Source organism: Asticcacaulis sp. (genome assembly GCF_051954415.1).
Classification (GTDB): domain Bacteria; phylum Pseudomonadota; class Alphaproteobacteria; order Caulobacterales; family Caulobacteraceae; genus Asticcacaulis.
In genome coordinates this window covers 1-15,149 of sequence record NZ_JBQCHT010000009.1, presented here as the reverse complement: position 1 = coordinate 15,149, position 15,149 = coordinate 1, and the positions used below count along the sequence as shown (strand labels likewise).

Below are 15,149 nucleotides of genomic sequence, written 5' to 3'. Positions count from 1 at the left end.
CGGAGGGGGCTTCCAGGACAAATGCCCCCTCCACCACTTCGTGGTCCCCCTCCCCCGCTTCGCCAAGAGGCTCGCAAGGGAGGAGAAGAAAGCACAATTCAGAAAGACACAAAATGTCCTCTATAACCGCTAAAAAATCCAGCCTCTTTGAAGGCGCCGATCTCGGCTCTGTTCTCAAACAAACAATCCAGCGCCTCAACCCGGCCTATCAGGTGCGCAATCCGGTGATGTTCGTTGTCTTTATCGGCTCGATCGTCACCACCCTGATCTTCGCCGTCATGCTGGCTGCGCCAAAAAGCCTCATCGGAGGCGGCCAGCCCCTGTGGTTTATCGGCCTGATCACCTTCTGGCTGTGGTTCACGCTGCTTTTCGCCAACTTCGCCGAGGCCATCGCCGAAGGCAAGGGCAAGGCGCAGGCCGATTCCTTGCGCTCCGCCCGCAAGGATGTGTCGGCGAAAAAGCTCGACAAATCGGGCCAGATGACGGTCGTCGCCGCCAATTCCTTGCGCAAGGGCGACCTCGTCCTGATCGAGGCCGGCGACGTCATCCCCGCCGACGGCCAGGTCATCGAGGGCATTGCCTCGGTCGATGAAAGCGCCGTCACCGGTGAGAGCGCGCCCGTCATCCGCGAATCCGGCGGCGACCGCGATGCCGTCACCGGCGGCACGCGTGTCCTCTCCGACCAGATCCGGGTGCGCGTCACCTCCGATCCCGGTGAAAGCTTCCTCGACCGCATGATCGGCCTGGTGGAATCCGCCAAGCGCCAGAAGACGCCCAACGAGATCGCCCTGTCGATCCTGCTGGCCGCCATGACCCTGATCTTCCTGCTGGCCGTGGCCACCCTCCTGCCCTTCTCGCTGTTTTCGGTGGCGCGCGCCGGTTCCGGCTCAGTTATCACCATCGTCGTGCTGATCGCTCTGCTGGTCTGCCTGATCCCGACCACCATCGGCGGGCTTTTATCGGCCATCGGCATTTCCGGGATGCAGCGCCTGATCAAGGCCAATGTCATCGCCACCTCCGGCCGTGCGGTCGAAGCCGCCGGTGACGTTAATGTCCTGCTGCTGGATAAAACCGGCACCATCACCTTCGGTAATCGCCAGGCGGTCGAGTTCTTCCCGGCGCCGGGCGTCACTCCCCGGCAACTGGCCGAGGCCGCCGAACTGGCCTCTCTGGCCGACGAGACCCCGGAAGGCCGCTCGATCGTCACACTCGCCCGCACGCAGTTCGGCCTTGCCGAGCGCACCGCCGACGATGTGGAAGCCACCTTTATCCCCTTCAGCGCCGAGCAACGCCTTTCCGGTATCGTGGTCAATGAGCGCCATATCATGAAGGGCGCCGGCGATGCCATTGCCGCGCTGGTCGCCCTGAAAGGCGGCGCGGTAACATCGGAAGTGACCGCCCAGATCGACGATATCGCCCGCAAGGGCGGCACGCCGCTGACCGTCGCCGAAGGCCCGCAGGTGCTGGGCGTGGTCTACCTCAAGGATATCGTCAAGCCGGGCATCAAGGCGCGCCTGGCCGACCTGCGCAAGATGGGGATCAAGTCCGTGATGATCACCGGCGATAATCCGCTGACCGCAGCCGCCATCGCGTCGGAAGCCGGTGTCGACGACTTCGTGGCGCAGGCCACGCCGGAGACCAAGCTCAAATATATCCGCCAGATGCAGGCCGGCGGCGAGATGGTCGCCATGGTCGGCGATGGCACCAATGACGCCCCGGCCCTGGCGCAATCCGACGTGGCGGTGGCGATGAATTCCGGCACCCAGGCCGCCAAGGAAGCCGGCAACATGGTCGATCTCGACAGTGACCCGACCAAGCTGATCGAGATTGTCGAGATCGGCAAACAGCTCCTGATGACGCGCGGCGCATTGACCACCTTCAGCATCTCCAACGACCTGGCCAAGTATTTCGCCATCATCCCGGCGGCCTTTGCCACCACCTATCCGGCGCTGGGGCTGCTCAACATCATGCACCTGGCCTCGCCGCAGAGCGCCATACTGGCGGCAGTGATCTTCAATGCCCTGATCATCATCGCGCTCGTGCCGCTGGCCCTGAAAGGCGTCAAATATCGCGCGGCCAGGGCGCAGAGCCTGCTCACCCGCAATGTGTTGATCTATGGCCTCGGCGGCGTCATCACCCCGTTTATCGGCATCAAGCTGATCGATATGGGCCTGGCCGCTGTTGGTTTGGCTTAAGGAACCCGAAAATGACCAATCTCTTCAAACAGGCACAGGCCACGATTGTCAGCCTGCTCTTCTTCACCCTGCTGTTGGGCGGCCTCTACCCGCTGCTGACCACAGCCATCGTCCAGACCGCTTTTCATGCCGAGGCCGAAGGCAGCCTGATCCATGACACCAAAGGCCACGTCATCGGCTCGCACCTGATCGGCCAGAACTTCAGCCAGCCGCAATATCTCTGGGGGCGTCTGTCAGCCACCGGCCCGGCGCCCTATAATGCCGGCGCCTCCTCCGGCTCCAATCTCGGCGTCAACAATCCGGCGCTGAGGGAGGCCGTCAAAGGCAGGATCGACGCCCTGAACGGCTCCAAACCCGTGCCGGTCGATCTGGTCACGGCCTCGGCGTCCGGCCTCGATCCGGAAATCAGCCCGGCCGCGGCGGCCTACCAGGTGCCGCGCATCGCCGCCGCCCGACGGATCACCCCCGCCGCCGTCACCGAAGCCATCGCCCGCTCGACCAAGGGCCGCACCTTCGGAATCCTCGGCGAACCGCGCGTCAATGTGCTAGAGGTCAATCTGCGACTGGATGGCCAACTGAAGTGAACACCCGACCCGACCCCGACAAACTGCTGGCCCTCGTCACTGCCGACGAGGGCCGCCTCGCGCGTGGTGCCCTGAAGATCTTTTTCGGCGCCTCCGCCGGCGTCGGCAAGACCTACGCCATGCTCTCCGAAGCCCGGCGATTGGCGGCGGAGGGCCGTGACGTGCTGATCGGCGTCATCGAGCACCACGGCCGCGATGAGACCAGGGCCCTGACCGAGGGCCTGGAAACCCTGCCCCGGCTGGAAATCGATCATCGCGGCGTCAAGGTGCATGAATTCGATCTCGATGCCGCCCTGGCCCGCCGTCCCTCGCTGATCCTGATGGACGAGTTCGCCCACACCAACGCGCCAGGCTCACGCCACCCCAAGCGCTGGCAGGATGTCGAGGAACTGCTCGACAACGGCATCGACGTCTATACCACCCTCAATGTCCAGCACCTCGAAAGCGTCAATGACCAGGTGGCACGCCTGACCGGCGTCTGGGTGAAGGAAACCGTGCCCGACAGTGTATTCGACGAGGCCGCCGATATTGCGCTGATCGACATTCCCTCCGACGAACTGCTGAAGCGTCTGGCCGATGGCAAGGTCTATGTCGCCGAAGGCGCCAATACCCGCGCCGCCGAAAACTTCTTTAAAAAGAGCAATCTCGGGCACCTGCGCGAACTGGCGCTGCGCCGCACCGCCGAGCGCGTCGACGCCCAGAATGAACAGTTGAGCGCCGCCACGGGTCAGGGTGAAGCCGCGCTCTCCGAAAAGGTGCTGGTGCTGGTCGGGCCAGACAGTTTTTCCGGCCGCCTGATCCGCCACACCCGCCGCATGGCCGGCCGTTCAAAGGCGCCGTGGACCGCGCTCTATGTCCAGACCGACCGTCATGAACTGCTCGATCAAAAAGCCCGCCTGCGCGTCGAGCACAATCTGCGCCTGGCAGAACGCATGGGCGCTCAGGTGGTCCGGCTGAACGGCACCCATGCCGCCACCACCATCATCAACTACGCCATATCAAACGGCTTTACCCGCGTCGTGGTCGGCAATCGTAAGGGCCCGCTGTGGCGGCGCTGGCGCAAATCGCTGTCGCAAAAGCTGATCGAACACGGCGACGGGCTGGAAATCACCACCCTCAGCGCCGACTTTATGCCCGCTGACCATGCGGATACCGCTCGCCCCCGGCCAATCACGGGTCTGGCCGCGCCTCTGATCGTGCCGTGGATGGATTATGCCTATGCCGCCCTGGTCGTGGCAGTCATGACGGCCGTGGGCTTTCCCTTGCGCGGCATCACCGATCCCGACAATCTCGCCCTGCTCTACCTGACCGGCGTGGTCATCGCCGCGGCGCGCTTCGGCATCGGCCCGGCCGTGCTGGCCTCGGTGATCAGCCTGCCCGCCTTCAATTTCTTCTTCACCCAGCCCTATTACACCTTCAGCTTCTACGACTCGCATTACTATTTCACCTTCGGCTTCATGCTGGCCACATCGCTGATCGTCGGCTCCCTGACCGCGCGCCTCTCCCTGCACGCCCGTATGGCGCGCAAGAGCGAACAGGAAACCCGCCTGCTCTACGATCTGACGCGCGGCCTTTCCTCGGTACGCGGCTATGCCGCCATGGCCGAGGTGACCGCCCGCCACCTGGCCCCGGCGCTCAATGCCGAAGTGCGTTTATGGGTGAGCGAGGACAAGGTGCTGACCGCCTTCCCGGCAGGCGAGACTGAAATCCGCGAGACGGGCGCCGTGCAGTGGGTAGCGGCCAATGGCCAGATCGCCGGTCGCGGCACCGATACCCTGCCCTCGGCGCGCGGTCTCTACCTGCCGCTTATCGCCGAAAACAAAACCCTCGGCGTGCTCGGCCTGACGCCGCCGGACGACCGCGCCTTTACCGGCGCCGACATTCTCGTTTTCGAGACCATTGCCAGCCTGATCGCCAGCGCCCTGCAACGCGCCCAGCGCGCCGACGAAGCCGAGACATCCCGCATCGAAAGCGAAAATGAAAAACTGCGCAACGTGCTGCTGGCCTCGCTGTCGCATGACCTGCGCACGCCCCTCACCGTGATGAACAACAGCATCTCTACCCTGCTGAAACAGCGCAAGAAGCTGCCGCGCGAGGCGGTCGACGAACTGACGGGCCTGTGGGGCCAGATGCAGCGCCTGCAGAAGTTCGTCACCAACCTGCTGAAGATGGCGGCCATCACGTCCGGCCAGCTCAGGCTCAATTTCGAGCCCTATCTGATCCAGGAAATCATCGGCGCCGCCATCAGTCGCGTGGAGCCGCAAAAGGAAAACCGCCAGGTCCGCACCCAGATCAATGGCCAGATACCGATGGTCATGATCGATGGCGCCCTGATCGAGCAGGTGCTGCTCAACCTGCTGGAAAACGCCTTTGCCCATACGGCCCCGAATGGCGTGATCCAAATCTCGGTCGAGAACGACGCCGACCGGGTGCGCGTGCGGGTGTCGGACGACGGCAACGGCCTGAAACCCGGCGAGGAAGATCAGATCTTCGAAAAATTCCATACCCGCCAGAGCGAGAAATCCGACCGCGCCCAGTCGGGCACCGGCCTGGGCCTGGCCATTTGCCGCGGCATCATCCAGGCGCATGGCGGGCTGATCTATGCCAAGAATAACCCAACGGGTGGCGCCAGTTTCATCTTCACTCTCCCTGTGGCAAAAGACCAGACATGACCGCCACGATCCTGATCATCGAAGACGAAACCGAAATCCGCCGCTTCCTGCGCGCCACGCTCAATGCCAATGGCTTTAGCCCGCTTGAGGCTGAAACGGCGCACGAGGGGCTGCAAAAACTGATCGCCCAGCGGCCCGAAGTCGTCATCCTCGATCTCGGCCTGCCAGACCAGGACGGCCAGGACTTCATCCGCGATGTCCGCGAATGGTCGCAGGTGCCGATCATCGTCGTCTCGGCCCGCGAGCAGGAGGCGGACAAGGTGCAGGCGCTGGAAAACGGCGCCGACGACTACCTGACCAAGCCCTTTGCCGCCGGCGAATTGCTGGCGCGCATCAAGGTGGCCCTGCGCCACGCCCAGCGCGTGGGGAACAGCGTCGGCCATACCTATGATTATGACGGCCTGAGCATCGACCTCTCCGCCCGGCGCGTGACGCTGGATGGCGAAGAGGTCCGTCTGACGCCGATCGAGTACAGACTGCTCAGCGTGCTGGCCAAGAACGCCGGCAAGGTGCTGACCCACGCCTACCTGCTGAAAGAGGTCTGGGGACGGCATTCAACCGAGCAGAACCACTATCTGCGCATCCATACCCAGCACCTGCGCGAAAAGCTGACCGACGATCCGCTGTCACCGCGCTTTATCATCACCGAACCCGGTATCGGCTACCGGCTGAAGATATAAGCCGGCCAGGCCCGCCGCCCGCCGTCAGATCAGCCCTGCGTCCTTATAGACCTGCTCCAGCACATCGAGCGGCACCGCGCCGCACAAAAGCCCGGTATCGTGGAACTTTTTGATATCGAACGCCGCGCCGGCCTTGGCCGTGGCCGCCGCGCGCAGCTTCAGCCACTGGATCTTGCCGACCATATAGCCCAGGGCCTGGCCCGGCCAGACGCAATAGCGCTCGATCTCGGTTTCGTTCGAGTCCCCCAGATTGGTCATCATGAAGGCCATGGCCTGCTCGCGGCTCCAGCGCTTGGCGTGCATCCCGGTATCAACCACCAGGCGGCAGGCACGGAACATGGCGTCGCTTAAGTAACCGATATGGCCGAACGGATCGGTTTGATACATGCCCATATCGGTGCCGGCCAGTTGCTCGGCATAGAGCGCCCAGCCCTCGATATAGGCGTTGAAGCCTGAAATCTTGCGCAGTTCCGGCAGGTTCTTGTTTTCCTGCTGGATGGAAATCTGCATGTGGTGACCGGGGATCGCCTCGTGATAGGTGAGCGTCGGCAGGGTCCAGCTCGGCACTTCCTTGGTGTCGCGCAGGTTGATGTAGTAGGCGCCCGGACGCTTGCCGTCGAGCGAAGCCCCTTGATAATAGCCGCCCGGCGCACCCAGTTCGGTCGCCTTCGGCACGCGCTTGACCGTCACCTTCGATTTCGGCAGCACGCCGAAGAACTGCGGCAGCTTGGCGAAAACAACCTCGACCTGCCTGTTCAGGTCGGCCAGGAGCTTGTCCTTGCCGGCATCGGTGTTCTCGTACCAGAACTTCGGATCCTTGTGCATGGCTGCCAGGCGCTCGCCGGTCGTGCCCTTGGTCATGCCCTGCGCCTTCATGATGGCGTCCATCTCGGCCGAGATTTCCTTGACCTTGTCGAGGCCGATCTGGTGGATTTCATCCGGCGTCAGCGTGGTCGAGGTATTGGCCTTGACGCCAAAGGCATAGCGCGCGTCGCCGTTCGGAATATGCCACACACCGGCATCATGCGTCGCTTTCGGCAGGGCGGCCTTCAACGCGTCGATCTGGCGGCCGAGCGCGGGCAGGATGGCGTCTTGGTAGGCTTTGGTGGCGGGCGCCGACCAGTCACCGGCAATGGCCTTGTCCCTGGTCCGGCTGACGATCGACTGCACCAGCGGCGAGACACCCGCCTTGGTACCGGCCTGCGTCTCCATCTGCCGGATCGCTTTCTGCAGGGCGAAATCGGGCGGCACGATGCCGTCGGCGATGCTGGCATTGAAGCGCGCCGTCTCCTGGTCCAGCAACTGGGCGTACTGGTTCAGGCGGCTGAGATAGGCGTCGGCATCGTCCTTGGTCTCGATGCTGTGCTGGCTGTCGAGGAAGTCCGGTACATACTGATAGCTGCCGGTAAGCTGCGTGATCGGGTACGGCCCCCAATAGGTGCCGCCATCACCGAATTTGAAGCTCTTGTAGCCTTCCAGCGTGGTTTCGGTATCCCACAGCACGGTGTCGTAATTGATGCGGTCCATGCCGGAGAGCGTCTTGCGATCAATGGCCTTCAGGGCAGTCGCCGATTTCTCATAATAGGCGGTCAGCCGCGCGCGTTCTTCCGGGGTGGCGGGGTCAAGCTTCGATTTCAGCGGAACCAGCTTGTCCTTGTCCAGGCCCAGCGAGGTGGCCAGCATCGGCGAATTGGCCACCGTCTCGTCATACATCGACTGGAACAGCGTATTGAGATCGGCGGCTTTCGCGGCCGGCTTCGAACAGGCGGTGACCGCCACGGCCGCCAGAGCAGAGCCCCCGGCCAGCAGATTACGACGATTGATCATATTATTTCCCTTTTTCATCAAATCATTCCTGCGGCCTTGTACACATCATCCAGCACATCCAGCGGCACGGCACCGCAGGTCAGGCCGACATCATGGAAGCGCTTGATATCGAAGCCCGGCTTCGCCTTGGCAGCATCGCGCAACTTCAGCCATTCGAGCTTGCCGACCATGTAGCCCAGGGCTTGGCCGGGCCAGACGCAATAGCGCTCGACCTCAGCCGTCGCCTCGCCCTGCGCCTTGCCGGCCGTATCCATCATGTAAGTGATCGCCTGCTCGCGGCTCCAGCCGGCGCCGTGGATGCCGGTATCGACCACCAGCCGCACCGCGCGAAACAGGGCATCGTGCAGATAGCCGATGCGCCCGGCGGGATCAGTATCATACATGCCCATCTCGCCGGCCAGTTGCTCGGCATAAAGCGCCCAGCCCTCAACATAGGCATTGAAGCTGGAGAGCTTGCGCAGCATCGGCAGCCCCTTGGTCTCCTGCTGGATCGTCCCCTGCAGGTGGTGGCCAGGAATGGCTTCGTGATAGGTGAGCGTCGGCAGGGTCCAGCTCGGCAGTTCGGAAATATCGCGCAGATTGATGTAGTACATGCCCGGCCGCGAGCCATCGACCGATCCCGGACTATAATAGCCGCCCGGCGCCCCGGCTTCGATCGCCACCGGCACGCGCTTGACCTGCACCTGGGTATTGGGCCGAACGCCAAACCATTGCGGCAGGCGGATCTGCACCGTCTTGACCTTGGTGTTCAGGTCATCCAGCAGCTTCGCCTTGCCGGCGTCGTCATTGGCATAGAGATACTGCGGATCCTTGTACATGGCCTTCATCCGATCGGCCACCGTGCCCTGACTGCGCCCCATGGCGCGGAAGCGCGTATCGAGTTCGGCGGTGATGTCGCTGACTTTCTGCAGGCCCAGCTTGTGGATGTCCTTTACCGTCAGGCTGGACGAGGTATTGAGCCTGACGCACTGATCATAATAGGCACGGCCATTGCTCAGGTTGAGCACGCCGGCATCATGTTTGGCCACGCTTTGCTGCGCGGTCAGGGCATCGACCTGGCGACTGAGCGCCGCCTTCACCGGGCCGGAGATGATGGCCACGGCCTGAGCCTGCCAGTCGCCCCCAGAAGCGGGAGTGATGTTTTTCGCCGCCGTGCGCGTCACCAGCGAGGTGACCAGGCCGGAGGTTGCCGGATCGGCGTCGCGCAGGGCGGTCAGCGCTGCGATCGTCTTGCTCATGATGAAATCGGGCGGCACCACGCCGCGTGCGAAATCGGCTTTCGCCCGTGCTGTTTCCTGATCGAGCACACCGGCCCAGGCCGTCAGGCGGCTGAGATAGGCTTGCGCGTCGCTGGCGTTTTCAATCGTATGCTGGCTTTCGAGGAAGTCCGGAATATACTGCCACGAACCGGAAAGCTGGCTGATGATATAGGGATTTGGGAAGCCGCCGCTCCAAAGCCCGGCGCAGGGCGCGGCATCGCCGAAGGTGAAGCTGCGCGCCAGGGTCAATTGATTGCTGTTGTCCCATAGCACGGCGTCATAATTGACCCGGTCGGCGGCGGCCAGTTGATCGCGCGGGATGGCATTCAGGCGATCGACCGCCCGCTGCAGCCGCGTGACATGGGCGGCCTGCGCGGTGGTACTGCGGTCATCAAGCTTCGCTTTCAGGGCGGCGAATTCGCCATATTCCGGCTTGTCGAGCCCGGCATAGGTGGCCAGAACCGGCGAGGCCAGCAGCATATCGCGCAGGATGGTGCCGAAGGCCGAGGTCAGGGCCTGGGCCACTTCCGGCGGCGTCACCTCGGGGATCGGCGGGGGCGGCGGTTCCACCGGCTTTGGGGGCGGCGCCTTCTTCACGGCCTTTTTCGGCGCCGCCTTGCCCCTGGATTTCTTCGTCGTTTTGCTTGATTTTTTCTTGCTCGCTGCCTTTTTCGCGGCTGGTTTTTTCTTCTTTGCGGCGGCCAGGGCTTCGGTGGCGGTCAGGCCCAGCAGGGCACCCAAAGCGCCCACCAGAAAACGACGATCGATCATAAGAACCCACTTTATGGTTTATTATGACGGCGAACCTATGCCGAACTTGTCTCGCCCGCAACCGCCCGCGCATGAATAGTTTGTCATCTGACGATCCGCCGCCTCATTCCCTTATGGTTTCCTTATGCACCGGGTGCTACGAAAACCCTGTTCAGAATCGTTCGCAACCGGGAGCCCCACATGATCCGTTACAGCCTCGCCGCCCTCGCCCTGCTCGCCACACCGGTGCTGGCGCAAACATCGACGCCCGCCCCGGCCCCCGCTTCGGATACGCTTACTGGCAAACTGGCCGGCCCCGATGGCGCCGATATGGGCATGGTCACCATCAAGCCGGCGCCGAATGGCGTCATTCTGCATGTCGAGGCCAAGGGACTTACCCCAGGCTGGCACGCCATGCACTTCCATGAAAAAGGCGCCTGCTCGGATGAGAAATTCGCCTCGGCCGGCGGCCACGTCCATAATATGACGCCTGTCACCCACGGCCTGCTCAATGCGAACGCCAATGACGCCGGCGACCTGCCCAATATCTTCGCCAATGCCGACGGCACCGCCACGGCGGAAGTCTATTCCACCTTCGTCAGCGCCCGCGAAGGCGGCAAACTGCCCGCCCTGATGGATGCAGACGGTTCCGCCGTGGTGATCCACGCCATGGCGGACGACTACACCACCCAGCCGATCGGCGGGGCTGGCGTCCGTGTCGCCTGCGCGGCCCTGCAATAGTCTGGTGAAAAGGCGGTGGACCACCACCGCCTGACTTTGCTAAACAAAGCGCTCCGGGGCTGACTACAAATAAAGGCGCGCCATGTCCCTCCCCCCGCTTGATTCCCGCACAACCGCTCTCGTCCTGATCGATTTGCAAAAGGGCATTGCCACCCCCGGCCGAGCCCCCAATGACAGCGAGGATGTGGTGGCAAAGGCGAAATCCCTGGCCGAACGCTTCCGTGCCGCCGGCAGCCCGGTCTTTCTCGTCCACGTCTATTGGGCGAAGGACTACGCCGACGCCCTGAACCAGCCGGTCGATCAGCCGGCACCCTTGCCCGCCGATGGCCTGCCCCCCGCTTTCTACGAATTTGTCGACGGGTTGAGGCAGGACGGCGATATCATCATCCACAAGCGCAACTGGGGCGCCTTTCACGGCACGGACCTCGACCTGCACCTGCGCCGCCGCGGCATCCAGACACTCGTTCTGGCTGGTATCGCCAGCAATATCGGCGTCGAATCCACGGCCCGTGACGCCTGGGAGCGCAATTACAGCCTGGTCGTGGTCGAGGACGCCTGCACCACCAATGCCGCCGAGGCTCACGCGGCGTCTTTCAAATACATTTTCCCGCGTATTGCACGCGTGGTCAAAACAGAGGATGTCAGGCTGGGTTAAAGCCTGATGATGTCAGCTTAAATCGTTAATCCTCCCCTCTTGGAGGGGAGGTGGCGAGCAAGCGCAGACCGCAGGTCGAAGCGCGTCGAGACGGAGGGGTAAGGTCACGCCCCCTGCTCTTTACCCTTCCCCCCTGCGGGATCCCCAGCGCCGGCCGCCCGGTTCCCCTCTAAGAGGGGAGGATTCAGAACGAGCGAAACCAAAGTCATCTGGCTTAAGCCGTTCATTATCCACCTCAGTCACCGGCGGCTTCAGCCACAGCTTCAGGCGCCGCCGGATCATCTGGCCGCCGACAAACAGCAACAGCACCACCGCCGCCAACAGCCAGAAGGACAGACCGCGGATAAGCATTTCATCGGCGTGAGCGAAATACCAGGTCACGCCATCCCGGTAATGCGGCAGCACAAACCCGCCGGGCGCATCTGTCACATGTGGCCGCACCGCATAGAGATGGCTGATAAACAGCGGCAGGCTGACCGCCGGCACGACAACAAACACAAAAGCCGCCAGCAGACGCCACCAGGCGGCAGCAGGACGGGGCTTGGAAACAGGCGCATTACTCATGCCCGAACCCTAGGCCGCCCTGCCCTAAAAACTCAATGTGGAACCAATGGCAATGACAACTGCCGCTTCGCCGCCGGCATAACCGGCGCGATATGCGGCCGCGGCTTGACCACCGCCTTGACCGGATAAAGCGGCCTTTCCACCCGCTTCGGCCGCGCCAGTACGGAGACACGCGGGCTCACCTGCGGCAGGACCGGCGCCTCGCCATTGATGGCGATCCGCACCATGCCGCCGCACGCCTCATCCCGGCAGCGGTATTTCCATTCGAGCAGATCGACAAATTCCACGCCCAGGTGCCTGTCGATCAGCCCCTGCACGCTCTCGCTCCATTGCCGCCCGCAGCTCCGGCAGGTGGCGCCAATCCGGGTATCGCGCGGCAAATCCCTCACCTGCGGCGGACATGTATAGATTTTGGTATCCAGCATGATGAAACATCCTCAAGGGAACAGCCACGCCCAATGTTCTTATTTTGTTCCATTCTGTGGATAAAGTCAACAGGCAAAACTCTCCTGCCTGCGCTCTAAAATCCGTCAGGTACGTCAATACCCATTTCACGCGCGCGCGAACGCACCATATCCCTATGCTCATTGCGGATGCGATCACGCTCGGCGTCGCTGCCTGCCGTGCGCATCCGTTCATGAAACTGCAAGCGTTCCTGATCGGTGAGCAACAACGACATCAGATAACGATTCTGTGCCGGGCCGGCCCCCGAACCCGGACCAAACGGCGCATCAACACCCAGTTCGCGCGCCCGTTCCGTTATGATATTGCGATGCTCGTTACGGATGCGCGTGCGGTCCGCATCCGTCGCTGCCTGCTGCATTTCCTGGTGGAAGCGCGAGCGCTCCTCGCTCGTCAGCAGGCTCCAGTTGCTGATCTGGTCGCGCAGAACCTGGTCTGTGCGTAAACGATCCTGATCCTTAAGTCTGTCCTGATCCTTGAGCCGGTCCTGGTCGGTAGTTCGCGTCCCCATGGGCATGTTCATTGCCCCGCCGCGCCCCTGACCACCCCCACCACTACCGCCGCCGCCGCCCCGCGCCTGCGCGGGTTCGCCCGCCACCGCTACCATCAATATGGCCGGAATGACCCATAATTTGGCTAAAGACATGCCTTTCTCCTTTCATGCGTGAATACCGCCGGTCGGCAAAATGCCGCAAACCCTGGAGGTATTTCTAATGGAAGGGAGGGCCGGTCGGTTTGACTGCAATCAAGACGGCGGTCATTTCGGGTTACGGTTCGGCCCATAAAAAACGGCCCCGAAAGCTGGAGCGCTGCCGGGGCCGTTTAATGATATGCGAGAGGTGAGCGCCAGCAGGTATATTTGATACCTGCCAGCGAAACCGACGCCCTAGTCGACCAAAGATCGATGCTTAGGCGTCTACCTTGACCCGCTTCTTGCGGAACGAAGGATTGAGTTCCTTCTTGCGCAGGCGGATCGACTTCGGCGTCACTTCCACCAGTTCATCGTCTTCAATGTACGCGATCGCCTGCTCCAGGGTCGGACGGCGCGGCGGCGTCAGGCGGACGGCTTCGTCCTTGCCAGAGGCGCGGACGTTGGTCAGTTGCTTGGCCTTCATCGGATTGACGTCCAGGTCGTCCGAACGCGAGTTCTCACCGATGATCATGCCCATATAGGTCTTCTCGCCGGCGCCCACGAACATCACGCCGCGCTCTTCCAGGTTCCACAGCGCATAGGACGCCGTTTCGCCATCGGAGTTCGACACCAGCACGCCCTTGCGGTTCTGGTCGATCAGGCCCTTGTAGCCTTCATAGTGCGAGAACACGCGGTTCAGCACGCCGGAGCCACGCGTATCGGTCAGGAACTCGCCCTGGTAACCGATCAGCGAACGCGACGGCGCCTTCAGCACCACGCGCTGCTTGCCGGCCCCCGAAGGCGCCATGTCCTTCAGCTCGGCCTTGCGGGCGGAGAGCTTTTCGATGACGATGCCGGTGAACTCTTCATCCACGTCGATCACCACGTCTTCGATCGGCTCCATCTTCTCGCCGGTTTCCTCGTCCGTCTTGAAGACGACGCGCGGACGCGAAATGGCCACTTCAAAGCCTTCGCGGCGCATGTTTTCGATAAGCACGCCCAGTTGCAGTTCGCCGCGGCCCGCCACTTCAAAGGCGTCCTTCTCGGCGCTTTCGGTGACGCGGATGGCCACGTTCGACTCGGCTTCCTTCAGCAGGCGCTCGCGGATCACGCGGCTCTGCACCTTGGTGCCTTCACGGCCGGCCAGCGGCGAGTCGTTGACCGAAACGGTCATGGAGATGGTCGGCGGATCGATCGGTTGCGCGGGGAGCGCGGTATCGAGGCTCATGTCGCACAGCGTATCGGCCACGGTCGCCTTGGAAAGCCCGGCGATGGCGCAGATATCGCCCGCTTCCGTACCTTCGTCGATCGGCTGGCGCTTCAGGCCGCGGAAGGCGAGCACTTTCGTAATGCGGCCGCGCTCGATTTCAACGCCGTCGCGGTTCAGCGCCTTGATGGCCAGGCCCGGCACGGCCTTGCCCGATTGCACGCGGCCGGTCAGCAGGCGGCCCAGGAACGGATCGGATTCGATCAGCACCGACAGCATCTGGAACGGCTGGTCGACATTCTTCTGCACGGCCGGCGCCGGCACATGCTCGACGATCAGGTCGAACAGCGGCGCCAGGTTGTCCGAAGGCGTATTCAGGTCCATGGTGGCCCAGCCGTTCTTGCCCGACGCATAGATGTGCGGGAAGTCGAGCTGCTCGTCGCTCGCGCCCATGGCGGCGAACAGGTCGAAGGCTTCGTTGTGGACGCGGTCCGGATCGGCGTGCGGGCGGTCGACCTTGTTGATGCAGAGGATCGGGCGCAGGCCCAGCTTCAGCGCCTTGCCCAGCACGAACTTGGTCTGCGGCATGACGCCTTCCTCGGCGTCGATCAGGATGACGCAGCCGTCCACCATGCCGAGAATCCGTTCCACTTCGCCGCCGAAGTCGGCGTGGCCCGGCGTGTCGATGATGTTGATGCGGGTCTCGCCCGCCTTGCCATGCCACAGCACGGAGGTACACTTGGCGAGAATGGTGATGCCGCGCTCGCGTTCCTGGTCGTTGGAATCCATGGCGCGCTCGACGGTCGCTTCGTTGGCGCGGAAGACGCCGGACTGGGCCAGCAGGGCGTCAACGAGGGTGGTCTTGCCATGGTCAACGTGGGCGATGATGGCGATATTACGCAGGTTCATAAAGGGCCTTGTA

The 15,149-nt window shown here is 62.9% G+C and carries 12 protein-coding genes; 6 read left to right on the top strand and 6 right to left on the bottom strand.

Going from position 1 to position 15,149, the window contains the following annotated elements:
- The first annotated feature begins 113 nt into the window (after positions 1 to 113).
- The 4 genes from kdpB to ACTHND_RS02885 are packed head-to-tail and all read left to right on the top strand — an operon-like array spanning position 114 to position 6,131.
- Entirely contained in the window at positions 114 to 2,195 is a 2,082-nt protein-coding gene (gene kdpB / locus ACTHND_RS02900; RefSeq protein ID WP_440175798.1) for a potassium-transporting ATPase subunit KdpB, read from the top strand.
- Between the two features lie 11 nt (positions 2,196 to 2,206).
- Positions 2,207 to 2,779 (top strand): potassium-transporting ATPase subunit KdpC, encoded by a 573-nt coding sequence (kdpC, locus tag ACTHND_RS02895; RefSeq protein ID WP_440175796.1) that lies wholly within the window; start codon positions 2,207 to 2,209, stop codon positions 2,777 to 2,779.
- Positions 2,776 to 5,451 (top strand): DUF4118 domain-containing protein, encoded by a 2,676-nt coding sequence (locus ACTHND_RS02890; protein ID WP_440175794.1) that lies wholly within the window; start codon positions 2,776 to 2,778, stop codon positions 5,449 to 5,451. Before kdpC ends, ACTHND_RS02890 begins: the two co-directional genes overlap by 4 nt.
- Entirely contained in the window at positions 5,448 to 6,131 is a 684-nt protein-coding gene (locus ACTHND_RS02885) for a response regulator (protein WP_440175792.1), read from the top strand. Before ACTHND_RS02890 ends, ACTHND_RS02885 begins: the two co-directional genes overlap by 4 nt.
- A gap of 24 nt (positions 6,132 to 6,155) precedes the next feature.
- Here ACTHND_RS02885 and ACTHND_RS02880 read toward each other — a convergent pair whose 3' ends face one another.
- Complete coding sequence (locus ACTHND_RS02880; RefSeq protein WP_440175791.1) at positions 6,156 to 7,958, bottom strand: DUF885 domain-containing protein; 1,803 nt, start codon at positions 7,956 to 7,958, stop codon at positions 6,156 to 6,158.
- A gap of 17 nt (positions 7,959 to 7,975) precedes the next feature.
- Positions 7,976 to 9,988 (bottom strand): DUF885 domain-containing protein, encoded by a 2,013-nt coding sequence (locus tag ACTHND_RS02875; protein WP_440175789.1) that lies wholly within the window; start codon positions 9,986 to 9,988, stop codon positions 7,976 to 7,978.
- A 180-nt stretch (positions 9,989 to 10,168) separates the two neighbouring features.
- On the opposite strand from ACTHND_RS02875, the gene sodC reads away from it, so the two are divergent.
- Both sodC and ACTHND_RS02865 read left to right on the top strand, forming a co-directional pair.
- Positions 10,169 to 10,708: a superoxide dismutase[Cu-Zn] gene (gene sodC / locus ACTHND_RS02870; RefSeq protein WP_440175788.1), complete on the top strand. Its 540-nt coding sequence runs from the start codon at positions 10,169 to 10,171 to the stop codon at positions 10,706 to 10,708.
- 82 nt (positions 10,709 to 10,790) lie between these two features.
- Positions 10,791 to 11,363: a hydrolase gene (locus tag ACTHND_RS02865; protein WP_440175787.1), complete on the top strand. Its 573-nt coding sequence runs from the start codon at positions 10,791 to 10,793 to the stop codon at positions 11,361 to 11,363.
- Positions 11,364 to 11,483: 120 nt separating this feature from the next.
- On the opposite strand, the gene ACTHND_RS02860 is transcribed toward ACTHND_RS02865, so the two are convergent.
- The 4 genes from ACTHND_RS02860 to typA all read right to left on the bottom strand — a co-directional run bounded on the left by ACTHND_RS02860 (position 11,484) and on the right by typA (position 15,136).
- Positions 11,484 to 11,927, bottom strand: a complete 444-nt coding sequence (locus ACTHND_RS02860) for a hypothetical protein (protein ID WP_440175786.1) — start codon at positions 11,925 to 11,927, stop codon at positions 11,484 to 11,486.
- 32 nt (positions 11,928 to 11,959) lie between these two features.
- Positions 11,960 to 12,352, bottom strand: coding sequence for a hypothetical protein (locus tag ACTHND_RS02855; protein WP_440175784.1), 393 nt, complete (start codon positions 12,350 to 12,352; stop codon positions 11,960 to 11,962).
- A gap of 95 nt (positions 12,353 to 12,447) precedes the next feature.
- On the bottom strand, positions 12,448 to 13,035 hold the full coding sequence (locus ACTHND_RS02850) for a hypothetical protein (protein WP_440175782.1): 588 nt from the start codon (positions 13,033 to 13,035) through the stop codon (positions 12,448 to 12,450).
- Between the two features lie 262 nt (positions 13,036 to 13,297).
- A complete protein-coding gene (gene typA, locus ACTHND_RS02845) occupies positions 13,298 to 15,136 on the bottom strand; it encodes a translational GTPase TypA (protein ID WP_440175822.1) in 1,839 nt (612 codons plus the stop codon).
- Between the last annotated feature and the right edge of the window lie 13 nt (positions 15,137 to 15,149).